Source organism: Methylobacterium crusticola, from assembly GCF_003574465.1.
GTDB lineage: Bacteria > Pseudomonadota > Alphaproteobacteria > Rhizobiales > Beijerinckiaceae > Methylobacterium > Methylobacterium crusticola.
The window spans coordinates 34,608-55,822 of the sequence record NZ_QOWC01000012.1; the positions used below are offsets into that span (position 1 = coordinate 34,608).

General features: G+C 75.3%; 25 protein-coding genes. 16 read left to right on the forward strand and 9 right to left on the reverse strand.

The window, feature by feature from the left end; all coding sequences use genetic code 11:
• Positions 1-97: 97 nt before the first annotated feature.
• The 3 genes from DT057_RS10140 to DT057_RS10150 are packed head-to-tail and all read left to right on the forward strand — an operon-like array spanning position 98 to position 1,879.
• A complete protein-coding gene (locus DT057_RS10140) occupies positions 98-973 on the forward strand; it encodes an adenosylcobinamide-GDP ribazoletransferase (RefSeq protein ID WP_128561974.1) in 876 nt (291 codons plus the stop codon).
• A complete protein-coding gene (locus DT057_RS10145; RefSeq protein WP_128561975.1) occupies positions 973-1,176 on the forward strand; it encodes a DUF1289 domain-containing protein in 204 nt (67 codons plus the stop codon). Before DT057_RS10140 ends, DT057_RS10145 begins: the two co-directional genes overlap by 1 nt.
• Positions 1,177-1,180: 4 nt before the next feature.
• A complete protein-coding gene (locus tag DT057_RS10150) occupies positions 1,181-1,879 on the forward strand; it encodes a retropepsin-like aspartic protease family protein (RefSeq protein WP_128561976.1) in 699 nt (232 codons plus the stop codon).
• A gap of 7 nt (positions 1,880-1,886) precedes the next feature.
• Here DT057_RS10150 and DT057_RS10155 read toward each other — a convergent pair whose 3' ends face one another.
• Positions 1,887-3,308, reverse strand: coding sequence for an alpha,alpha-trehalose-phosphate synthase (UDP-forming) (locus DT057_RS10155; RefSeq protein WP_128561977.1), 1,422 nt, complete (start codon positions 3,306-3,308; stop codon positions 1,887-1,889).
• A gap of 338 nt (positions 3,309-3,646) precedes the next feature.
• On the opposite strand from DT057_RS10155, the gene DT057_RS10160 reads away from it, so the two are divergent.
• The 9 genes from DT057_RS10160 (at position 3,647) to DT057_RS10200 (ending at position 10,721) form a co-directional block, all read left to right on the forward strand.
• Positions 3,647-4,204, forward strand: coding sequence for a hypothetical protein (locus DT057_RS10160; RefSeq protein ID WP_238312668.1), 558 nt, complete (start codon positions 3,647-3,649; stop codon positions 4,202-4,204).
• Between the two features lie 13 nt (positions 4,205-4,217).
• Entirely contained in the window at positions 4,218-4,649 is a 432-nt protein-coding gene (locus DT057_RS10165; RefSeq protein WP_128561978.1) for a phage holin family protein, read from the forward strand.
• A complete protein-coding gene (locus tag DT057_RS10170; protein ID WP_128561979.1) occupies positions 4,646-5,053 on the forward strand; it encodes a DUF3618 domain-containing protein in 408 nt (135 codons plus the stop codon). Before DT057_RS10165 ends, DT057_RS10170 begins: the two co-directional genes overlap by 4 nt.
• Positions 5,054-5,116: 63 nt before the next feature.
• Positions 5,117-5,908 (forward strand): hypothetical protein, encoded by a 792-nt coding sequence (locus DT057_RS10175; RefSeq protein WP_128561980.1) that lies wholly within the window; start codon positions 5,117-5,119, stop codon positions 5,906-5,908.
• 126 nt (positions 5,909-6,034) lie between these two features.
• Positions 6,035-7,117, forward strand: coding sequence for an apurinic/apyrimidinic endonuclease family protein (locus tag DT057_RS10180; RefSeq protein WP_128561981.1), 1,083 nt, complete (start codon positions 6,035-6,037; stop codon positions 7,115-7,117).
• Positions 7,118-7,226: 109 nt separating this feature from the next.
• Positions 7,227-7,775: an RBBP9/YdeN family alpha/beta hydrolase gene (locus DT057_RS10185; RefSeq protein WP_128561982.1), complete on the forward strand. Its 549-nt coding sequence runs from the start codon at positions 7,227-7,229 to the stop codon at positions 7,773-7,775.
• 9 nt (positions 7,776-7,784) lie between these two features.
• Entirely contained in the window at positions 7,785-8,735 is a 951-nt protein-coding gene (locus DT057_RS10190; RefSeq protein WP_128561983.1) for a class I SAM-dependent methyltransferase, read from the forward strand.
• Positions 8,736-9,006: 271 nt separating this feature from the next.
• Positions 9,007-9,501: a cyclic pyranopterin monophosphate synthase MoaC gene (gene moaC / locus DT057_RS10195; protein WP_128561984.1), complete on the forward strand. Its 495-nt coding sequence runs from the start codon at positions 9,007-9,009 to the stop codon at positions 9,499-9,501.
• Positions 9,498-10,721: a molybdopterin molybdotransferase MoeA gene (locus DT057_RS10200; RefSeq protein WP_128561985.1), complete on the forward strand. Its 1,224-nt coding sequence runs from the start codon at positions 9,498-9,500 to the stop codon at positions 10,719-10,721. The genes moaC and DT057_RS10200 overlap by 4 nt, the downstream gene beginning before the upstream one ends.
• A 7-nt stretch (positions 10,722-10,728) precedes the next feature.
• Here the strand turns inward: DT057_RS10200 and DT057_RS10205 are convergent, their stop codons facing one another.
• Positions 10,729-10,998 (reverse strand): hypothetical protein, encoded by a 270-nt coding sequence (locus tag DT057_RS10205; RefSeq protein WP_128561986.1) that lies wholly within the window; start codon positions 10,996-10,998, stop codon positions 10,729-10,731.
• Between the two features lie 370 nt (positions 10,999-11,368).
• On the opposite strand from DT057_RS10205, the gene DT057_RS35455 reads away from it, so the two are divergent.
• The 4 genes from DT057_RS35455 to DT057_RS10225 all read left to right on the forward strand — a co-directional run bounded on the left by DT057_RS35455 (position 11,369) and on the right by DT057_RS10225 (position 16,571).
• Positions 11,369-11,641, forward strand: coding sequence for a NepR family anti-sigma factor (locus DT057_RS35455; RefSeq protein ID WP_162501369.1), 273 nt, complete (start codon positions 11,369-11,371; stop codon positions 11,639-11,641).
• On the forward strand, positions 11,638-12,183 hold the full coding sequence (locus DT057_RS10215; protein ID WP_128561988.1) for a sigma-70 family RNA polymerase sigma factor: 546 nt from the start codon (positions 11,638-11,640) through the stop codon (positions 12,181-12,183). Before DT057_RS35455 ends, DT057_RS10215 begins: the two co-directional genes overlap by 4 nt.
• A gap of 139 nt (positions 12,184-12,322) precedes the next feature.
• On the forward strand, positions 12,323-12,577 hold the full coding sequence (locus tag DT057_RS10220; RefSeq protein ID WP_128561989.1) for a hypothetical protein: 255 nt from the start codon (positions 12,323-12,325) through the stop codon (positions 12,575-12,577).
• A gap of 121 nt (positions 12,578-12,698) precedes the next feature.
• Positions 12,699-16,571, forward strand: a complete 3,873-nt coding sequence (locus DT057_RS10225; RefSeq protein ID WP_238312666.1) for a glycosyltransferase — start codon at positions 12,699-12,701, stop codon at positions 16,569-16,571.
• A gap of 42 nt (positions 16,572-16,613) precedes the next feature.
• Here DT057_RS10225 and DT057_RS10230 read toward each other — a convergent pair whose 3' ends face one another.
• The 7 genes from DT057_RS10230 to DT057_RS10255 all read right to left on the reverse strand — a co-directional run bounded on the left by DT057_RS10230 (position 16,614) and on the right by DT057_RS10255 (position 21,152).
• Positions 16,614-17,591 (reverse strand): alpha/beta fold hydrolase, encoded by a 978-nt coding sequence (locus DT057_RS10230; RefSeq protein ID WP_238312664.1) that lies wholly within the window; start codon positions 17,589-17,591, stop codon positions 16,614-16,616.
• 87 nt (positions 17,592-17,678) lie between these two features.
• Complete coding sequence (locus tag DT057_RS10235) at positions 17,679-19,142, reverse strand: cobyric acid synthase (RefSeq protein WP_238312662.1); 1,464 nt, start codon at positions 19,140-19,142, stop codon at positions 17,679-17,681.
• A gap of 414 nt (positions 19,143-19,556) precedes the next feature.
• Positions 19,557-19,754: a hypothetical protein gene (locus DT057_RS10240; RefSeq protein ID WP_128561991.1), complete on the reverse strand. Its 198-nt coding sequence runs from the start codon at positions 19,752-19,754 to the stop codon at positions 19,557-19,559.
• A 73-nt stretch (positions 19,755-19,827) separates the two neighbouring features.
• On the reverse strand, positions 19,828-20,190 hold the full coding sequence (locus DT057_RS10245; protein WP_203236241.1) for a DUF6481 family protein: 363 nt from the start codon (positions 20,188-20,190) through the stop codon (positions 19,828-19,830).
• A gap of 5 nt (positions 20,191-20,195) precedes the next feature.
• Complete coding sequence (locus DT057_RS36105) at positions 20,196-20,360, reverse strand: hypothetical protein (protein WP_203236242.1); 165 nt, start codon at positions 20,358-20,360, stop codon at positions 20,196-20,198.
• Between the two features lie 137 nt (positions 20,361-20,497).
• The gene (locus DT057_RS10250) at positions 20,498-20,707 is read right to left on the reverse strand and encodes a cold-shock protein (protein ID WP_128561992.1); all 210 of its coding nucleotides are present in this window, start codon (positions 20,705-20,707) and stop codon (positions 20,498-20,500) included.
• A 238-nt stretch (positions 20,708-20,945) separates the two neighbouring features.
• Positions 20,946-21,152 (reverse strand): hypothetical protein, encoded by a 207-nt coding sequence (locus DT057_RS10255; RefSeq protein ID WP_128561993.1) that lies wholly within the window; start codon positions 21,150-21,152, stop codon positions 20,946-20,948.
• Positions 21,153-21,215: the final 63 nt, after the last annotated feature.

A 21,215-nucleotide genomic window follows, 5' to 3' on the forward strand; every position in this document is an offset into this window, starting at 1 on the left:
GGGAACGAACGGGCGTGCGGAACATCGCTCCGACCGGGGACGCCGGCCGCGGGCCGGGCTATACTGCGCCGACGGCGTCGGGTGAAGGCGGGCGGGTATGGCCGAGGGTGCGGGTTTGAGTGCGGGGCCGGCCGTGCCGGACGAGGCTGACGACGAATTCGAGCCGCCGCCGCCCGATTCCGGGCCGTGGCCGCCGCTCCTCGACCTCGCCGCCTGCCTGCGGTTCTTCAGCCGGCTGCCGGTGCCGGCCCTGCCCGGGGAGGGGGACGCGCATGCCACCCCCGATTTCCGCACCGCGCCCCGGATGCTGCCGCTCGCCGGCCTGGTGATCGGGCTGCCGGCGGCCCTCGCCCTCGTGGGCGGGGTCAAGCTCGGCCTCGGGCCCTACATCGCGGCGACGCTCGCCCTCGCCTTCGCCACCCTGGTGACCGGGGCCCTGCACGAGGACGGCCTCGCGGACGTCGCCGACGGGTTCGGCGGCGGCGCGACGCCGGCGCGCCGCCTCGAGATCATGCGCGACAGCCGCATCGGCGCCTACGGGACCGCGGCCCTGATCCTGTCCTACGCGCTGCGCATCGGCGCCCTCGCGACCCTCGCCGACCGGGCGGGCTGGCGCGCCGCCCTCGCGGTGCTCGCGGTCGCGGCGCTCTCGCGCACCGCCGCGCTCTGGCCGATGTGCCGGCTCGGCCCGGCGCGCCCCGACGGGGCCGCCCACGCGGTCGGCCGGCCCGACCCGGCCACGCACGCCACCGCCTGGGCGCTCTGCCTCGTGGTCCTGGCGCTGGCGGGCCTCCTGGGCCTGCCCTGGCACGGCCTCGGGCTCGCGGCCCTCCTGGCGCTCGCCGCCGCCTGGGCGGTGACGCGCCTCGCCGGCCGCCTGATCGGGGGCCAGAGCGGCGACGTGGTCGGAGCCTGCCAGCAGATCGCCGAGATCGCGGCGCTGCTCGCCCTCCTGATCGCGATCCCCGCCTGATGCCGGTCTCGACTCCCTGCACCAAGCTCTGCGTCCTCGACCCCGGCACCGGCCTCTGCGAGGGCTGCGGCCGCACCCGCGCCGAGATCGCGGCCTGGGGCGGGCTCTCGGAGGCCGAGCGGCGCCGCCTGATGGCGCGGCTGCCGGCCCGCCTGGCGCTGCGGCGCCGCCTCCCGGCCCGCCCCGCGGCCGAGCCGGCCTGAGCCCGTGCCGGGCGCCCTCGGCATCGGCCTCCTGCTGCTCGGGTGCGCCTGCGCGCTCGTCACCCTGGGGGAGCGGGACGTCGCGGGCCTCAGCCCCCAGGAGGGGGCCGGCCTCGCCGCCGCCGCGGCCGCCCTCCTGGTGATCCTCGGCGGCGTCGCGCAGCGGTTCCGGGCCGGGTTCGGCGAGGGGCTGTGGTCGCTCTGCCTCTGGGCGGCCGTCGGGGCCGGGGGCGCCGCCCTCTACGCCTACCGGGACGAGGCCCGGGAGGCGGCGTTCCGGGCCCTCGGCGAGGTGAGCCCGGGCCGGCCGGTCGCCGGGCAGGGCGGCGAGGTCACCATCGCCCGGCGCGCGGACGGCAGCTTCACGGTGCAGGCGCGGGTGAACGGCCGCGAGCAGCGCTTCGCCTTCGACACCGGGGCCAGCACCATGGTGCTCACGGCCGAGAGCGCCGCCGCCCTGGGGATCCGGCCGGCGCCGGGCGCCTACGTGGTGGCGGTGCAGACCGCCAACGGGCGCGCCGCGGCGGCGCCGGTGGTGCTCGACACGGTGGCGGTCGGGCCGATCAGCGAGCGGCGGGTGCCGGCCCTCGTCACCCGGCCCGGGACCCTCAGCCTCAACCTCCTCGGCATGAGCTTCCTCGAGCGCCTCGCCTCCTACGAGGTGCGCGGCAGCCGGCTGATCCTGCGGCCCGGCAAGGTCTGAGCCGGCCCTACTGCGCCGCCTCGGCGGTGGTCGGCGGCTCGCGCTCGATGGTGCGGAAGCCCTCGAGCTCCGTCAGGTAGGTGCGGGCCCACCAGTCCACGTCCTCGCGGGCCATGCGCTCGAACATCGGCTTCCAGCGCTCCAGGCGCTCGGCCTTGGGCATGTAGAGGGCGGCCCGGATCGCCTCCGCGACTTCGAAGCGGTCGTAGGGGTTGACGAGGAGCGCCTCGGGCAGCTGGCGGGCGGCGCCCGCGAACTTCGACAGCACGAGGACGCCGGGATCGTCGTCGCTCTGGGCCGCGACGTACTCCTTGGCGACGAGGTTCATGCCGTCGCGCATCGGCGTCACGACGCCCACCCGGGCGGCGCGGTAGAGGCCCGCCAGCACGGCGCGCGGGTAGGCCTTGGTGACGTACTGGATCGGCGTCCAGGACGGCTCGCCGAGGGAGCCGTTGATGTTGCCGAGGACCTCGTTCACGTCGCGGCTGAGCTGCTCGTACTCCGGCACCTCGGTGCGGGACTTCGGCGCGATCTGCAGGAACACCACGTTGCCGCGCTGGTCGGGGTTCGAGGCGAAGAAGCGCTCCACCGCCTCCATCCGCTCGGGCACCCCCTTCGAGTAGTCGAGGCGGTCGACGCCGATCAGGAGCTTGCGGGTGCGCAGGCCCGCCATCGTGTCGCGCACCGTCCGGTTCATGCCGGCGCGCTCGGCGGCCTGGCGGAAGCCGTCGACGTCGATGCCGATCGGGAAGCTGCGGATGCGGGTGCGGCGCCCGTCCACCATCAGCGACCCGCCGCCGAGCGGGATCGCCCGCAGCTCGTCCACGAGGTTGCGGGAGAGGTTGTGGACGTCGCTGTCCGTCTGGAGGCCGATGAGGTCGTAGTCGGCGACGGCGCGCAGGAGCTCGGTCGAGGCCGGCAGGGTGTTGAAGACCTCGCCCGAGGGCCAGGGGATGTGGTGGAAGTAGCCGATCGGGTTCGAGACGCCGAGGCCCCGCAGCTCCGAGGCGAGGGGAATCAGGTGGTAGTCGTGGACCCAGATCAGGTCGCCCGGCTCGATCAGGCCCGCGAGCGCCTGGGCGAAGATGCGGTTCACGCGCTGGTAGCCCGCGTAGTCGGCCCGCGAGAACGCCGCGAGGCCGAGGCGGTAGTGCATGATCGGCCACAGGGCCCGGTTGGCGAAGCCGCTGTAGTATTCCCGGTGGTCCTGGGGCGAGAGGTCCATCACCGCGTACTGGACCCGGCCGCGGTCGGCGATGACCGGCTCGGTGGCCGGGGTCTCGGTGATCTTGCCGCTCCAGCCGAACCACAGCCCCTTGTAGGCCGTGAAGGCTTCCTTCAGGGCGACCGCGAGCCCGCCGGCCGCGACCGCCTTGGAGGCCGCATCCGGGACGGCGACGCGGTTCGACACGATGATGAGGCGTGACACGGCAGTTACGGACTCCGGCTGCACGGATCTTGGGACGCACCCTCGGGCCGGGAGCCCGGGGGTCGCGGACGTCACGGCCGCCCGCGCGACACGAGGTTAGAACGCGCGGGAAGCAAGCGCGATCCTTGAGCGTTGGTCAACCCTGTCGGCTGCATGCCGTGCGACCGCGCGGGATGCCGTGCAGCCGCGCGAGGGCGCGCGGGTCGGCTCGCTCCACAGGAATCGCCGGGCTCCGGCGCACCGGAACCGTCCAGCCCGGCTGTGGTTACCCGCAATATCGTCGATGCATCGGTGCGGCGGTCCGCGTGACACGCCGCGCCCGCACAGGAGTCGCAATCATGAGCGCCGGCTATCAGAACGGACAGCACCGGACGGCGGGCGCGGGCGCGCCTGCCGAGCATCCGGCGGATTGGGATGGCCTGCGGCAGGACGTGCGCCAGCTCGGCGACGTCGCCATGGAGCGCGGCTACGGCCTCGTCGAGGCCGCCCGCGACCAGGTCAACGGCTACGTCGACCGGCGCAAGGGCGACGCGGCCCAGTCCGTCTCGGACCTCGCCCAGGCCTTGCGCGAATCGGGCGGGCGGCTCGAGCAGCAGCCGAACGTGAAGGCCTTCTTCGACAGCGCCGCCGAGGGGCTCGAGCAGCTCTCGGGCTCGATCAAGGAGCGCAGCTTCGAGGATTTCTACAGCGACATCGAGGCGGTGGCCCGGCGCCGCCCCGCGGCGGTCGCCGTCGCGACGTTCCTCACCGGCTTCCTGGCGGCCCGCTTCATCAAGTCGTCGGCCCACCCGCCCCACGTCTTCGAGGGCCGCGAGGCGTTCGCGGGCGGCGAGGTGGCGCGGCCCGACCCCTACCGCACCGGCGACGCCCACCGCGGCACCCGCTACCCTGCCTGAGGAGAGCGTCCCGATGGCAGACCCCAACGCGCGCCCCCCGGGCGGCGCTCCCGGCAGCGCCCCGCCGGGCGGCATCCAGGGCCTCCTGGCGGACGCCCTGCGCGAGACGACCGACCTCGCCCGCAAGGAGATCGCCCTCTTCCGCACCGAGATGTCGAACAACCTGAGGTCGCTCTTCCTCGGGCTCGGCATGATCGTCGGGGCGGCGGTCTTCGCCGTGGTGGCCCTGCTCGTCCTCACGGACGCCCTGGTGAAGTGGCTCGCCACGGTGGTGCATTCCGAGGCGCTCGCCGCCCTCATCGTCGGCCTGGCCTTCCTGGTCGTCGCCGTCGGCCTCGCCCTGTGGGGCCGGAGCACGATGTCGCTCTCGACCCTCGCGCCGACCCGCACCACCCGGCAGGTGCGCCAGGACGCCCGGGTGCTGTCCGAGAGGGTGTCGGGATGAGCCAGTCGATCAGCGATCTCGAGCACGACATCGAGCAGACCCGCGCGCGGCTCGACCAGACCATCGACCGGATCCAGGACCGCCTGTCGCCGACGAGCATCGTCGACGAGATGCTCGGCACCGTGCGCCAGTCGCCCCTCAGCGGCGCCTACGACGGGGCGCTCGCGGCGGTGCGGCGCAACCCCGTCCCGGTGATGCTGATCGTCGCCGGCGTCGGCTGGCTCGTGCACCGCATGGCGCAGGAGGCCGAGCGCAAGCGCCACATCCGGGCGGCGGTCGACGGCGCCGAGGCGGTGCCGGTGATCAAGACCGGCGCGGCCCGGGTCTACGACCCGGACCGGCCGACCGCCCACCCGGCCGCCGACCGCGTCGCGGGCGCCGGCGACGCCGGCGCAACGATCTGACGCGCCGCCGCCGGCGCCCGACCGCGCCGCCGGCAGCGCCCGACCATCGAGGAGTCGAGACCCATGGCAGAGCACACCATCAACCCCGCGAATCCCGGGGCGCCCTCCGCCCACACCCCCGCCACCGGGCCGGAGCGGAACCTGCATCAGGACCACGACACCGTCCGCGGCGCCATCGACGCGGCGCAGGGCTCGGCCTCGCGGGCGGCCAACGACGCCCAGGCGACGGCCGGCGCCATGTCCGACCGCGTCGGCGAGGCGGCCGCCTCCGTGGGCGGCGCCATCAACCAGACCGCCGAGCAGCTGCGGGCCAAGGCCGACGCCGCCGCCGACCGGCTGAAGCAGGGCGCCACCGAGGCCGTCTCCCGCGCCCACGCGCAGGCGAGCCAGGCCTACGGCACCATCGGGGGCCAGGGCTCCGAGGCCATCGACCGGGCCCGCGACTGGGCGAACGACACCGTCGAGACGGGCTCGCGCCGCTACGCCGACCTGCGCGACCTCGGCGCCGACCGGCTGGCGCAGGGCCAGACCGCCGTCGAGCGCTTCGTGACCGAGAACCCCGTGCTCGTGGGCGTCGTCGGCCTCGCCGCCGGCCTGCTGCTCGGCGCGCTCCTGCCGCGCACCCGTCAGGAGGACCGCACGGTCGGCGCCTGGGCCGACGAGGTCCGCGACCAGGGCATGCGCTACGCCCGCGACGCCACCGAGCGCGGCCGCCAGTTCGTCGAGACCGCCCTCGACCAGGCGCAGGACGCGGCCTCCGCGGCCGCAACCGCGGCCACCGACGAGCTCAAGCAGCGCGGCGCGGGCCCCGAGCCGCAGCCGGGCCGCCCCACCGGGACGATCCAGACCCACTGAGCCGGCGCCCGCCGCGCGAGGACCCGAAGGCCGGCTCCCCGGAGCCGGCCTTCGTCGTGCGCGGGGCCCGCGCCGCCGGACCCCGCGCCGCCGGACCCGTTGCGCGCCCCTCCGCGTTGTCCGCCCATGACCCGCTCCGCCCCTCCTGACGCGCCCCGCCTCGGCTTCTGCTGCAAGTTCATCCCGGTCGAGGCGCCGGACCCCGGCACGACCCTGAAGGCCGCCCGCGAAGCCGCGATGGCGATGAACGTCACGACCGTGACCATGGCCCACCTGCGGCGCCTCGGCCCGCCGGCCGGGCGCGAGAAACTGGTCGAGGTCGTCACGCACAACCTCGCGGCCCTTGCCCGCCAGATCGCCTGGGTCGCGGGCCGGCCGCCGCTCGAGCGGCTCCTGCGCCTCGCGAGCGGGATCCTGCCGGGCTACACCCACCCGGAGGTGCGGGGCTTCTACGCCGACCCGGACCTGCGCCGCGCGATCGAGGCGGGCCTCGCCGCCGTCGGCGAGGCGGCCCGGGCCGGCGGCGTGCGCCTCAGCATGCACCCGGGCCCGTTCTGCATCCTGGCGAGCCGCAACCCGGCGGCGCTCCAGAACGGCATCGCCGAGCTCGACTACCACGCCGAGGTGATGACCCTCATGGGCTATCACGGCGGCTGGCACCCCCACGGCGCCCACGTCAACATCCACGTCGGCGCCCGGGACCCCGGGATCGACGCCTTCCGGCAGAACCTGGCGGCGGTCTCTCAGGCCGCCCGGGACCTCGTGACGGTCGAGAACGACGAATCCGCCTTCGGCCTCGAGGAGGTGCTGCGCCTCGCCGACGTGGTCCCGGTGGTGCTCGACCTCCACCACCACTGGATCCAGAGCCGGGGCGCCTACATCGAGCCCGACGACCCCCTCGTCGCCCGCGTCCAGGAATCCTGGCGCGGGGTGAGGCCGGTCGGCCACGTCAGCGTCTCGCGCGAGGACGTGCTCGCGGGCCACGACCCGGACCGGCTGCCGGATTTCGCGGCGCTCGTCGCGGCCGGGCTCACGGGCCGGGACCTCGCCGCGCATTCCGACCTGATGTGGAACCGGGCCCTCAACAACCTCGTGGCGCGCCACCTCGCCTGGTGCGACATCGAAGTCGAGGCCAAGCACAAGAACCTCGCCTCGACGGCGCTCGCCGGGCAGGTCGGCGCCCGCGCCCTGCCGCTCGCCGCCGCGTGAGCGCGCCCTGGCCTCCCGCGGGGGCTCGGGGCCCCTGCCCGGGGGAACTCCCCATCCCGCCCCGGCCGGCGCCGGCCGCCCGGCGCGACCATCCTCGAACGGTGAGCCGATGAGAACGGCCGATTGCTGCATCCTCGTCGTCCCGGGCTACACCGGGTCCGGGCCCGACCACTGGCAGAGCCGCTGGGAGGAGCGCCTCTCCACCGCCCGGCGCGTGGTGCAGGAGGACTGGGATCGCCCCGAGCCCGAGGCCTGGCGCGACGCCGTGATCGCGGCCGTGCAAGCGGCGGCGCGGCCCGTGGTGCTCGTCGCCCACAGCCTCGGCGTGGTCTCGGTGGCGCAGGCGGCGCCCGACCTGCCGGCGGGCGCGGTCCGGGGCGCCTTCCTGGTGGCGCTGCCCGACGTGGAGCGTCCCGGCACGCCGGCGCCCCTGCGCGCCTTCGCGCCGATCCCGCGCGACCCGCTTCCCTTCCGGGCCGTCCTGGTGACGAGCCGCAGCGATCCCTACGCGGCCTACGCGCGGGCGGAGGCGTTCGCGGGCGCCTGGGGGGCCGAGCTTGTCGATGCCGGCGAGTCGGGCCACCTGAACGCCGAGAGCGGGCACGGCCCCTGGCCCGAGGGGCTGATGCGCTTTGCCGGGTTCCTGAAGACGCTGTAAGCGTCACCGATGGTCCCCTTCCTCGATCTGGTCGAGCCGGCGACGGCGGCCACCTTCTCGGAGGCCGCCTACCTGGCGGCCAACCCCGACGTGCACCTCGCGGTGCGCACCGGGCGGCTGGCCAGCGGGCGGGCGCATTTCGACCGGCACGGCCAGCGCCAGGGCCGCCGGCAGCGGCGGCGCCCCGAGGGGCTCGAGGCCATGATGGCGGCCAAGCTCGACCGCCTCGCCCCCCACATGCGCGACGACCTGCCCCACAGGCGCATCGGCCCGAAATACGACTACCTCAGCGACGCGCTGCGGGAGCTCGCCGGGGCGGACGAGACCGCCAACGTCTCGCAGAACGCCTACGACGGCCACGCCGAGGAGCTGATCGCCGCCTACCCGGACGGCCTCGTCCTCGATTGCGGCGCCGGCCGGCGCGAGCGCTACTACGCCAACGTCGTCAACCTCGAGATCGTCGACTACGACACCACCGACGTGCTCGGCATCGGCGAGGTGCTGCCGTTCCGGGACGCCAGCTTCGACGCGGTGATCTCGATCGCCGTGCTCGAGCACGTCCGCGATCCCTTCGCGTGCGCCCGGGAGATCGCCCGCGTGCTCAAGCCCGGGGGGCGCCTCGTCTGCGCGGTGCCGTTCCTGCAGCCGCTCCACGGCTACCCGCACCACTACTACAACATGACCGGGGAGGGGCTGCGCAACCTGTTCGAGCGCCATCTCGCGGTCGACCACCAGTACGTGCCGGCCTCGCTCCTGCCGATCTGGAGCCTGACCTGGATGGTCCAGAGCTGGGCGGCCGGCCTGCCGCCGGAGGCGCGCAAGCGCTTCCTGTCCCGGCGGCTGTCCGACTTCGCGGTCGACCCCCTGACGCTCCTCGACCAGCCCTACGTCCGCCAGCTCAGCGACGAGAAGAACCTGGAGCTCGCGAGCGGCACCTACCTGTTCGCCCACAAGGAGTAGCCCGGGGGCGCTACCCGGCGCCGGCCCGCCGCAGGGCCGCGATGGCGAGCCTCGTCGTCCGCATCGGCGCGCCCATCACGCGGGGCGCCCGGGCCGGGTCTGCCGTCGGGGCGGGCGACGCCGCGACGACCCGCCAGGACAGGCCGAACCGGTCCTCGAGCCAGCCGCACCGCCCGTGCGGGCCGCTCCCGGGGGGCGGATCGGGCGGTGGTCTCCGGCGCGCGCCCCGTGCTAAGCGCACGGGCGACCGCCCGACCGCCCGGAGCCCGGCATGCCGACCCTGACCCACCTCGACGCCGCCGGCGCCGCCAACATGGTCGACGTCACCGACAAGGCGGCGACGGACCGGACCGCCCGGGCCGAGGGGCAGGTGGTGATGCGGCCCGAGACCCTGCGGCTGATCCGCGAGGGCGACGCCCGCAAGGGCGACGTGCTCGGCACGGCGCGCCTCGCCGGCATCATGGCGGCCAAGCGCACCCACGAGCTGATCCCGCTCTGCCACCCGCTGCTCCTGACCAAGGTCCGGGTCGCGTGCGAGCCGGACGAGGCGCTCCCGGGCATCCGCGTCACCGCGGAGGTGCGCGTCCAGGGCTCCACCGGCGTCGAGATGGAGGCGCTGACCGCCGTCTCGGTGGCCTGCCTGACCGTCTACGACATGGTCAAGGCCGTCGACCGCGGCATGCGGGTGGAGGGCATCCGGCTCCTGCGCAAGAGCGGCGGGCGCTCCGGCCTGTACGAGGCCTCCCCCGAGGGAGCGGCCCGGTGAGCCCGCTCCTGCCGGTCGCCGAGGCGCTCGCCCGCATCCTGGCGGACGCCGCGCCGGTCGAGGCCGAGACCGTCGCCATCGGGGAGGCCGCGGGCCGGACCCTCGCGGCCGACGTGGCGGCCCTGCGCACGCAGCCCCCCTTCACCACCTCGGCGATGGACGGGTACGCGGTCCGGGCCGACGACGTCGCCCGGGTGCCGGCCCGCCTGCGGGTGATCGGCACCAGCGCGGCCGGGCACGGCCTGCGCGGGCCGGTCGGGCCGGGCGAGGCGGTGCGGATCTTCACCGGGGCGCCGATGCCCGAGGGGGCCGACACCGTGGTGATCCAGGAGGACGCCGACACCGAGGCCGACGCCGTCCGGGTGCGCGAGGGCAACCCGCCCGGCCGCCACGTCCGGGCGAGCGGGCTCGACTTTCGCGAGGGCGACCTCCTCCTGCGCGCCGGCGAGCGCCTCGACGGCTGGCGCGTGGCGCTCGCCGCCGCCGGCGGGCATCCCGACCTGCGCGTCCGGCGCCGCCCGCGGGTCGCCGTGCTCGCGACGGGGGACGAGCTGGTGCGGCCCGGCGAGCCGGCCGCCTGGGACCAGATCGTGGCCTCGAACGGGCTCGCCCTCGCCGCCATGGCGGTCGAGGCCGGCGCCGAGGCGATCGACCTCGGCATCGCGGGCGACCGCTTCGCCGACCTCGAGGCCGCCATCGGCCGGGCCCGGGACGCCCGCGCCGACCTCCTGATCACCCTCGGGGGCGCCTCGGTGGGCGATCACGACCTCGTCCAGTCGGCCCTCGCCCGCCAGGGGCTCGAACTCGGCTTCTGGCGGGTCGCGCTGCGGCCGGGCAAGCCGCTGATGCACGGCCGCCTCGGCCCGATGGCGGTGCTGGGCCTGCCCGGCAACCCGGTCTCGTCGGTGGTCTGCGGCCTCGTCTTCGTGCGGCCGCTGATCCGGGCGCTCCTCGGCGACCCCCTGGCGGGGGCCGACCGCACCGAGCCCGCCCGGCTCGGGTGCGACCTGCCGGCCAACGACGGGCGCCAGGACTACATGCGGGCGCGCCTCGACACCGCGCCCGACCGGCTGCCGGTGGCCCACCCGGCCGCGCGCCAGGATTCCTCCATGCTCTCCGTCCTGGCCCACGCCGAGGCGCTGCTGATCCGCGCGCCCCACGCCCCGGCCGCCCGCGCGGGCGACCCGTGCCGCATCCTGCGCCTCGACCGGAGCCTGTGACGGCCCGCTACTCGGGCTCGCGGTCCCCCCGTCCGGAGTTGCGGTCGTAGGCGCTGATCGCGGCGCGGCACTGGGCCGAGAGCCGGGCGCGGTTGCGCGCGAAGCAGCGCTCGACCTCCGGGCTGTCCGGGTCGGCGCCGGCGCAGAGTTTGAAGTAGTCGCTCGCGCAGTTCATCTGCAGGCCCGGGTCGTCCCGCTGGGCGAGGACCGGCGTGACCGAGGAGATCGTGAGGAGGGCCGCCAGGGCAGCCGGCACGCGAAGAGACTTCGAATCCAAGGGACGATCCCCGTGAGAGCCTGAGAGCCCTAGGGTAGGTGCCGCTGACCGGCGGGCAAGCGCGGACGGGCCACACTGCGCCGCAACCGACACCGCGCGCAATGTCACACCCCCGCCGGCCCGTCCGGGGCGCTTGCGCGGGCGCCAAGATATCGCCGGTCCGGACGGCCAAGCTACCCCGGTTCTACTGTCAAGGTGTCCGACACGATCTGGTGCTGCATTAAGATTGGCTGAATACGTTTTTCAGACGGCATTAAAATCGATGGCTTTATTTCGGCACGCATCGAAGCAGGTGCGGCCGACGGGCGCGCCGCGGCCCGACACGTGCGGATGTCGGGCCCGGGGCCTCCGGCCGCTCGAGGCGAGTGGCATGCACGACGACCAGACAGGCGCCCCCGGCGGTTCCGGACGGGCGCGCGGCAGGGCCGGCAACCGGCCCGGAGGCGGCGCGTCCGGTCCCGACCCCGGCATCGACCCGAGGACCCGCCAGCGCATCGGCGTCGCCCTGCGGGCGCACTACGCCGGCCTGATGGCGGCGCCGATTCCCGACCGCTTCGCCGCGCTCCTCGCCGCCCTCGAGGCCGCCGAGCCCGCTTCGGGCGCGGCGCGGCGCGGCCCGCCCGACCAGGAGGATCCCCGATGAGCCCCGTCGATCCCGAGATGCGGGACCTCCTTCTCGCCGCGATCCCGGCGCTGCGCGCCTTCGCGTTCTCGCTCACCCGCGACATCGACCGCAGCGACGACCTCGTGCAGGAGACGCTGGTGCGGGCCTGGACGAAGTCCGACAGCTTCGCGCGCGGCACCAACCTGTACGCCTGGCTGTTCACGATCCTGCGCAACCTGTTCTACTCCGAGCAGCGCAAGCGCCGGCGCGAGGTCGAGGACGCCGACGGCGTCATGGCCGGGCGCCTGACCGCCCTGCCGGACCAGGAGGCCCGGGTGGAGCTGTCGGCCTTCCAGCGGGCCCTGAGCACCCTGCCGCCGAGCCAGCGCGAGGCCCTGGTGCTCGTGGGCGCCCAGAACTTCACCTACGAGGAGGCGGCCGAGATCTGCGGCGTGGCGGTCGGCACCATCAAGAGCCGGGTCAGCCGGGCGCGGGGACGCCTCATCGACGTCCTGGGCATGACCGGTCCCGACGACATCGGCAGCGACGCCGCCACCCGGGCCGCCCTCGGGAATCCGTAACCACGACGGCGCCGCGGGAGATCGGACCGGGAACAGTTCGGGCACCGCGCCGTTACCAGCCCCACAGGCGGCCCCGCGTGCCGCAGCGTTGCCCCTGCGCCGGCCGGTGCCCCCGAGGGAGCCTTGAGGAGGGCTCGTGATGCCACGCCCCCACGAAGCCGTCGCGGACGCGATCCGCACCGCCCGCGCGATCGTCGCGCACGAGGGCGCTGCCCTGGCGGCGGCGGCCCACGGCGCCGACGAGGCCGCCCTCGAGGCCGCGGGCCGCGACCTCGCGAGCCGCATCGCCCAGGCCATCCTGGACGCCGAGCGCGAGGCGGCCGAGCGCCTGGCCGGCCTGCGCGATGCGGACGCGCCCGCCCTCGCCGGCACGGGGTTCCGGCTGACCGCCTGACGGTGCCCCCGGGGCGGGGCGCAACCGAACCGCCGGGGGCGGGGCCGCGCGGGCGGCCGACATCAGATTGACAGAAATGCAAGGCTCATGCAGGCCCCACCGACTGGCGGGGATCGACGGCGTGCGGCAAGCTCGGAAGCTCTTCTCGACCCTCCCCAAACGCGTCCGCCAGACCTTTCGCAGGAGGCCGCCGGCCGCGCGGGCAATCCCGCCGGATTTCGATCCCGACTTCTACGCGCGCCTCTACCCCGACGTGCGCGACCTGGCCGGGCCGGGCGCCTGGTTCACGCATTACGAGCGCCACGGGCGGCAGGAGGGCCGGTTTCCGAACCCGGCCGCCTACATGGCGGACCTCACCGCCACGTTCGGACCCCTGCCGGACGATTTCGCTCCCGCGACCTACCGCTGGCTGCACCCGGAGCTCTCCGCGATCCTGGTCGAGGACTGGGAGATCAGCGCCCACTACCTGAAGCACGGCCGCGCCGAGCGCCGGGCCTACCGGGCCGGGACGGACGACCTCTCGGCCGCGTTCCGCGACCTCCTGAACGCCGAGGCGCGGCTGGCGGACCCGGACGCCCTGCCGGCAGCGCCCGAGGACGCCTTCGAGCGCTTCCTGCGCGCCCACGGCCTCGACCGCGGCCCCTGGCTGACGCGGTTCAACCTCGCGCAATTCCACCAGCTCAACGCCGACTGGATCGGGACGCCTCCCGCCAGCACCGCCGCCGGCATCCGGCTGTTCGTGGAATCCGGGATCGACCGCCTCGCGCCGCTGGGCGGCGACCTGGCGTTCGATCCCGCCTTCTACCGCGCCACCTACCCGGTCGACCCGGACCTCTGCGACGCCGACCTCTACCGCGACTGGCTCGCCGCCGGATGCCGCCGCGGGCGGGCGCCCAACGAGGCCGCGGCGGTGTTCGAGGCCATCGGCGCCCGGGCGTTTCCCGCCTGCTTCGATGCCGACGCCTACCGGCGGGCCGTCCCGAAGGCGCTGCACCTCGACAAGCCGGGGCGGATCCACGCCCTGGAGCATTGGCGCGACATCGGGTTCGCGGCCGGCATCCGGGCGGGTGTCGCCGGCCCGGGCGTCGCCGACCTCTACGCGGCCCTCGCCCTCCGGATGCTGCACCAGAGCCATTTCAGGCTCGCCCGGGAGGCCTTCGACGAGGCCCTGCGCCTCGGGGGAGCGACCGCCGCGCGCCTGCACGGCCGCGGCGATGCCCTGAGGGCGCTCGGCGAGGCCGCCGCCACGGCCGACTTCCGGGCCGCCGCGGCGCTGCCCGAGGCCGGGGTGTGGAGCCACATCCACGCGGCCGACGGCCTGTTCGAGGCCGGGGACCTCGCGGGCGCCCTCGCGCAGGTCAGGGCCTCGAGCCCGCTCTTCGTGCGCAGTGCCCAGTGGCGCGCGGCGGCCGCCGGCATCCTGCGGCGCGCCTTCGAGGCGCGCTGCGAGGCCGCCCGGGCGGCCTACCGGGTCGGCGAGCGCGCGCAGGCCGACGCGATCATGGCCGGCGCCCTCCGGTCCTTCGTGGAGGACTGGCCCCTCGCCGAGCCGCTGCCGGCGCCGCTGCCCCCGGCGGACCGCTCCACCTTGGTGATGCTCGCCAACGTCGACCTGCCGCAATGCGTGCATTACCGGGTCGAGCAGCGCCGCCGGCAGCTGGAGCACGGCGGCTGGTCCGTGCGGGTGTTCGGGCAGGGCGAGGTCGAGGGGTTCCGCCAGGCGCTGCCGGGCGCGGGCGCGGCGATCTTCTACCGGGTGCCGGCCTTCCCCGACATCGCGGCCGCCATCCTGGCGGCGCGGGCGCTCGGCCTGCCCACCTTCTACGACATCGACGACCTGATCTTCGATCCCTCGGCCTACCCCGACCCGTTCGCGAGCTTCGAGGGCCAGATCTCGCGCGACGAGTATGTCGGCCTCGAGTTCGGCGTGCCGCTGTTCCGGTTCGCCATGTCGCTCTGCGACGAGGGAATGGCCTCGACGCCGGCCCTGGCGGAGGCCGTGGGGCCGCTGGTGCGGCGCGAGGTCTGCCACGTCGTCCGCAACGCCCTCGACCAGCGCAACGACCGCTTCCTCGCCCGTCCGCTGCCGGAGGCCGGGGCGCCGGAGGGTCCGGTCACGATCTTCTACGGCTCGGGCACGAAGGCCCACAACCAGGACTTCTCCGAGCTCGCCGGGCCGGCCCTCGTCGCCACCCTGCGGCGCCACCCCGCGGCCCGGCTCGTCATCGCCGGGCACCTCACGCTCGGCCCGGCCTTCGCGCCGTTCGAGGACCGGATCCGGCGCCTCGGCTTCACGGCGGATGTCGGGGAGTACTGGGAGATCCTGTCGGGCGTCGACATCAACCTCGCGGTGCTGCTGCCGGGGCCGGTCGCGGACGCCAAGAGCGAGATCAAGTGGCTCGAGGCCGCGACCTGCGGCGTGCCCTCGGTGGTGAGCCGCACCCGCACCTACCGGGAGATCCTCGCCGACGGCGAGGACGTCCTCCTGGCGGACACGCCGGAGGAGTGGGCCGGCGCGCTCGAGCGCCTCGTCGCCGATCCGGCCCTGCGCCGGCGCATCGGGGCGGCGGCGCGGCGCAAGGCGCTGGCCGCCTACACGCTCGACGCCGCCGCCGCGACCCTGGCGGCCTTCCTGCCGCCGCCGGATGGGCTGGCGCCGGCGGATGCGCCGCCGGGAGTCCTGGCGCCGGGGGTCCTGCCGCCGGCGGCCCGCGCGTCCGGGCGCGAGGCGTCGCCCGGCCTCCCGGCCGCCCGTCGCCCGGGCAAGCCGCGCCTCCTCATCGTCAACGTGTTCTTCCCGCCCCAGACCATCGGCGGCGCGACGCGGGTGGTGCGCGACAACCTCGACACCCTGATCGCCCTGGCGGGCGGGCGCTACGACGTCGCAGTGGTGGCGAGCGACGACGGCGCGCAGCCCGTGGGCCGCGTCCGCGTCGACGCCTATGGGGACGTGCCGGTCCTGCGGATCGCGACCCCGATGGAGCGCGACATGGACTGGCGCCCGTTCAACCCGGAGATCGGCGAGATCTTCGGCACCCTCCTCGACCGGCTCCGCCCGGACCTGATCCATTTCCACTGCGTGCAGCGCCTCACCGCCTCGACCGTCGAGGCCGCCAGGGCGCGCCGGATCCCGTACTTCGTCACCCTTCACGACGGCTGGTGGATCTCCGACCACCAGTTCCTGATCGACCGCAGCGGCCGGCCGGTCCGTCCCGGCACCGACTGGCTGGCGAGCGAGCCCGACCCGGTCCGCGGGCAGGCCACCGCCATCGTGCGCCGCCGCCGGCTCGGCCAGGCGCTGCGGGGCGCCGAGGCCCTGCTGGCGGTGTCCGAGACCTTCGCGCAGGTCTACCGCGAGGCCGGCTTCCCGGCCACGCGGGCGGTGCCGAACGGCCTGCCGGCGCTGGCGCCGGTGCCGCGCCGGCCCGCCGCGACGCACCGCGTCCGGCTCGGCCACGTCGGCGGCCGCGAGGCCCACAAGGGCGCGCCGCTGATCGAAGCGGTGCTGCGCACGACCTCGTTCGAGAACCTGAGCTTCACCCTCGTCGACCTCGCGGTCGAGCGCGGCTACGCCCACGCGGAGACCTGGGGCACCACCCCGGTGCGCATCGTCGGGCCGGTGCCGCAGGGCGAGGTCGCCTCCCTGTACGCGGATCTCGACGTGCTGCTCGTGCCCTCCCTGTGGCCGGAGAGCTTCGGGCTCGTCGCCCGCGAGGCCAGGGCGCTCGGCCTGTGGGTGGTGGCGAGCGACCGGGGCGCCATCGGGGAGGACATCGAGCCGGGCGTCGACGGCTTCGTGGTGGACGTCGCGAACCCGGACGGCCTGCGCGCGGCGCTCCAGGCGATCGACCGCGATCCGGCCCGCTACCGGGAGCGGCCGGCCTCCACCCGCCCGATCCGCACGGCCGCCGAGCAGGGCGCCGACCTGCTGCGGCTCTACGAGGCGAGGCTCGGGCCGGGCGGCGCGCCCGCGCTCGCGCGGGCCGCCGAATGAGCCGGGCCCGAGGCGGCCGCGGCCGCCCGCGGCTCCCGCGCTCTACGCGGCGCCCGCCCGGGCGGCGTCGAGCGCCGCCATGACCGCGTCCAGCGCGCTGTGGTGCAGCATGTGGCCGGCGCCCGCGACGGCGACGAGTCGGCTGCCCGGGATGGTGTCCCGGAGCCGGACCGACTGGCCGGCGTGGTCCACCATGCGGTCGCCGGTGCCCGACAGGATCGTCACCGGGGGGCGCACCTCCGGATAGCGCGGGCGGAGCGCGAGGGCGTCCGGCACCAGCAGGACGGACTCGGCCGCCGCCGACCGGAGCTGGGAGGGCCGCATCACCAGGGCGGACGGGAAGGCGGCGAAGCGCTCGGGCACCGGGCTCGGGCCGAACAGCCGCGCCAGGATGCAGGGCCAGAGCAGCCGCGTCAGAACGGGTGCCACGGTGTGGCTGATCGCGTCGCCAAGGCCCGGCACGGCCTGCCCGGCGAACATCACGCTGTCGAGGCGGGGCGACGGGAAGTAGTAGCCGGATGCGAGCACCAGGGCGCGCACGCGCCCGGGATCCTGCAGCGCCAGCGCGAGGGCGACCTGGCTGCCCCAGGAATGGCCGAGCACCGTCGCGGCGTCGACACCGAGGAGGTGCAGGGCGCCGCGGATCAGCCCCGCCTGCATGTCCGGCGTCCAGATCCGGCTGCGGGGGCGGTCGCTGTAGCCGAAGCCCGGCCGGTCGAAGGCGAGCACCCGGAAGCGCGCGGCCGCCCGCTCGACGAGGCCGCTCACGAGCCAGTCCTGGATCAGGCTGCCGTTGCCGTGGAGCAGGACCAGGACCGGCCCGCGGCCGCGCTCCAGGATGTGCAGCCGGGTGCCGCCGACCTCGACGAAGCGCCCGACCGGCGGCGTCGCGCGCTCGGCCTCGGCGGCGTTGCGGTGGTTGACGAGGGCCGAGGCCCCGAGCGCGGCCGCGCCCGCGAGGGCGAGCCCCATGCCCGGGGAGGGACCGCGGGACCGCGCGGGCGGACGGTGTGATGCCATGCCGGACAACCCGGCGGCGCCGGGATCGTTCGCCCGCGCCCGGCCGCACCCGCGGGCGGCGGGCGCCGGCCGGCGGAGCCTCGCGGCTCAGCCCGCCGCGGCCGCGAGGGCGAGCAGCCGGTCGCAATCCACGTGCCGCTCGAGGTGGGCGGCGAGGCCGTCGAGGACGGCGTCGATGCCGGCCTCGTAGGCCTCGATCCCGGGCGCCGCGCCGAGCCGGCCGAGCCAGAGGGCGCGCTGCCGGTCGTCCGCGAACAGGCCGTGCACGTAGGTGCCGCAGACCCGGCCGTCCGCCGAGACCGCTCCGTCGGGGCGGCCGTCGGCGAGGCGCAGGAGCGGCCGGGCGGCGTCCGGCCCGGCCGTGTCGCCGATATGCATCTCGTAGCCGGAGAAGGGCGTCCCCTCGGGCAGGCTCACGCCCGCGACGGCGGCCAGGCGCTTCTCGGGCGTCATGGTGGTCGCGACGTCGAGGAGGCCGAGCCCCGGCACCTCGCAGGCGGCCCCCTCGATGCCGTGCGGGTCGGCGATGCGGGTGCCGAGCATCTGGTAGCCGCCGCACAGGCCGAGCACCCGGCCGCCCCGGCGCCGGTGGGCCGCGATGTCGATGTCCCAGCCCTGCGCGCGCAGGAACGCGAGGTCGGGGATCGTCGTCTTCGAGCCGGGCAGGAGCACGAGGTCGGCCGCGGCCGGCAGCGGCCGGCCGGGCTCGACCAGCACCACGCTGACGCCGGGCTCGGCGCGCAGCGGGTCGAGGTCGTCGAAATTGGCGATGCGGGGCAGGACCGGCACCGCGACCACGCGGCCGCCGGGCCTCTCGGCGCCCGCGAGGCCCAGCACGTCCTCGGCCGGCAGCCGCGCGGCCTCGGGGAAGTGCGGGATCAGGCCGAGCGCCGGCCAGCCGGTCCGGGCCGCGATGAGGTCCATGCCGTCGGCAAAGAGCGCCGGGTCGCCGCGGAAGCGGTTGACCAGGAACCCCCGCACCAGGGCCGCGTCCTCCGGGTCGAGCACCGCCCTGGTGCCGACGAGGCTCGCGATCACGCCGCCGCGGTCGATGTCGCCGAGCACCACCACGGGCGTCCCGGTGGCGCGGGCAAAGCCCATGTTGGCGATGTCGCCCCGGCGCAGGTTCACCTCCGAGGCCGATCCCGCCCCCTCCACCAGCACGAGGTCGGCCTGCGCGGACAGGAGCGAGAAGCTCTCGACCACCGCGCCGAGGAGGCGCGGCTTCCAGGCCTGGTACTCCCGCGCCCGGGCTGTGCCGGCCATGCGGCCCTGCACCACCACCTGCGCACCGGTCTCGCTCTGGGGCTTGAGCAGCACCGGGTTCATGTGGACGCTCGGCGCCACGCCGGCGGCCCGGGCCTGGAGCGCCTGCGCCCGGCCGATCTCGCCGCCGCCCGGCGTGACGGCGGCGTTGTTCGACATGTTCTGCGGCTTGAACGGGCGCACCCGCAGGCCCCGCCGGGTGAAGGCGCGGGCGAGGCCCGCGACGATCAGTGACTTGCCGACGTCGGAGCCGGTGCCCTGGATCATGAGGGTGCGGGCGCTCATCGGCGGCACCGCCCGCGCGGCGCGCGGCCCGGCTGCCCGGACCCCCGCGCCGGGCAGGCCCGGGGGCGCCGCGTCGTCGGCTCGCTTCCACCTCGCATCGAACGGCCCCGCGGTGACGGCAGGGGCGTGCCCGCGCCGGACACCGCCCTCCCGGGCCGGTACGCGATCCGCGCCGCCCCGCCAAGCTCAACCCCGCGCGCCGGAGGGTCGGAACCCCGCGACCAAGCGCGTGCGCGCCGCGGCAAGCCGGGGTCCGCGTGCGGACGAGGCACCGTGCCGGGAGGCAGGGCCGGGGGCACCTGCCGTGGGCGGACGGATCATCCGTCCCGCCTGAGCGAAGGGCGAAGGGCTTCCGGCCGCCCCCGCGCCGGCGCTCCGGGGTGCGGGGCCCCGCGGCTGTGCCGGGGGCGCCGGTCAGCCGGCCAGGATGATCTCGCTCTCGCGGACCGCCCGCTCGGCCATGCCGGCCCGGATCCGGTAAGACAACTCGCCGGTCTGGTCTTCTGGAAGCAGGCGGATGACCTCGAAGGTCTCGCCGGCATTCACCTGGCTGTCGGAGAACCCGGTCCGAACCATGCGGACCTGTTGGCGAAGCTTGAATTTGTGGGCCATGGGCGTTGTCGTCTCCGGGCGAAGGTCGGTGCGCGCGGCGTGTCGCCTGGGCCGCGCGGGGAGGGCGGCCGCGTCAGCCGTGCCGGCGCGCCTTGCGGGCGGCGTAGCGCGCGTCGCGCGCCGCTTTCTGGTCGGCCTGGAGCTTCGAGGTCCGGTCCACCGCGTCGGCGGCGGCCCGGGCCTGGTCGGCGGCCTCGCGCTCGCGCCGCTCGGCCTGCTCGGCCGTCAGCCGGGCCGCCTCGGCGGCCCGGGCCTCGGCCCGCTCGGCGAGCCGCGCGGTGCGGGCCTCGCTCAGCGTCTGCCGCTCGGCGTTGCGCGCCGCCACGGCCGGATCGTCGAGCGCCGGCCGCGCCTGGAAGCGCGCCAGCATGGCCTTCCTGGCCTCGCCCGCCGACTGGAGGCGGTCCGCGAGACGGGCTTCCTTGAATCCGCTCATGGCTTCTAGACCCGGCTCAGGCCGACGGAACGGACCGGGCTCGCGAAGCGATCCGCGAGGTGCCAGCGCAATTCGCGCTCGGAATGGTAGCGGTAGGTCCGGTCGATCAGGTGGCTGACATCCGACCGGGTGTCCGCATGCTCCTTCCAGATCTTCTCGACCTGGAACATGGGATGTTCGATCTTGGTAGAATCGTGAGCAACGTTCGACGAAAATACAAAATTCAAGTGTCGTTATCCTTGAGGAAACCTATCCCGATCTGGAAAGAAGGATGCGGATCTGAAGACCCGCATCCCGGAACGGACGATCAGGCGGAGCGGAGATTGCCGGCCGACTGCTTGCCCGAGCGGCGGTCGGTCTCCATCTCGTAGGACACCTTCTGACCCTCGGCGAGGCTCTGCAGCCCTGCGCGCTCGACGGCCGAGATGTGGACGAAGACGTCCTTGCCGCCGTCATCCGGCTGGATGAAGCCGAAACCCTTTTGGCCGTTGAACCACTTCACGGTGCCAGTGCTCATAGTCGTACCCGTATTGTCGCAAGTTTGCGCGTGAGCTCGCCGGGCGTTCAGCACGATCGAGGCTCGGCTCATCGATAAGTTGGAGAGAAAGTCTGAGCGTGCGCCCAACGAGAGCGGGGCGGAGCGGCCCGGAGGTCCGGCCAAAGTTCGATGCTTACGATATGGGCTCCTTCCGACCCAATAGCAAGCTTGGCCCGGCCGGAAACTCCGTGCGCGCGCCGCGGCGCGGCGGCGGCGCTCAGCGCCGCCTGGTGTCCGAGGCGGACCGGAAGGCGCGCTCCACCGCCGCGAGCGCGCTCTCGCGGGCCTTCTCGGCGGTCAGATGGGGTCGATCGGACCGCTCGATGAGCTTGCCGTTCTTGCGGATCGACCATTGGAAGTGCCCGGCGGGCCTCTCGAGCGGTGCGATCTCGATGGTGTAGGGGTGGGTGCTGTTCTCAGTCATCGCCCGCCTGTATGTCACGGGGCGAGCGCGACGACTACCGGGGAGCGTGCGACCCCGGCGTCC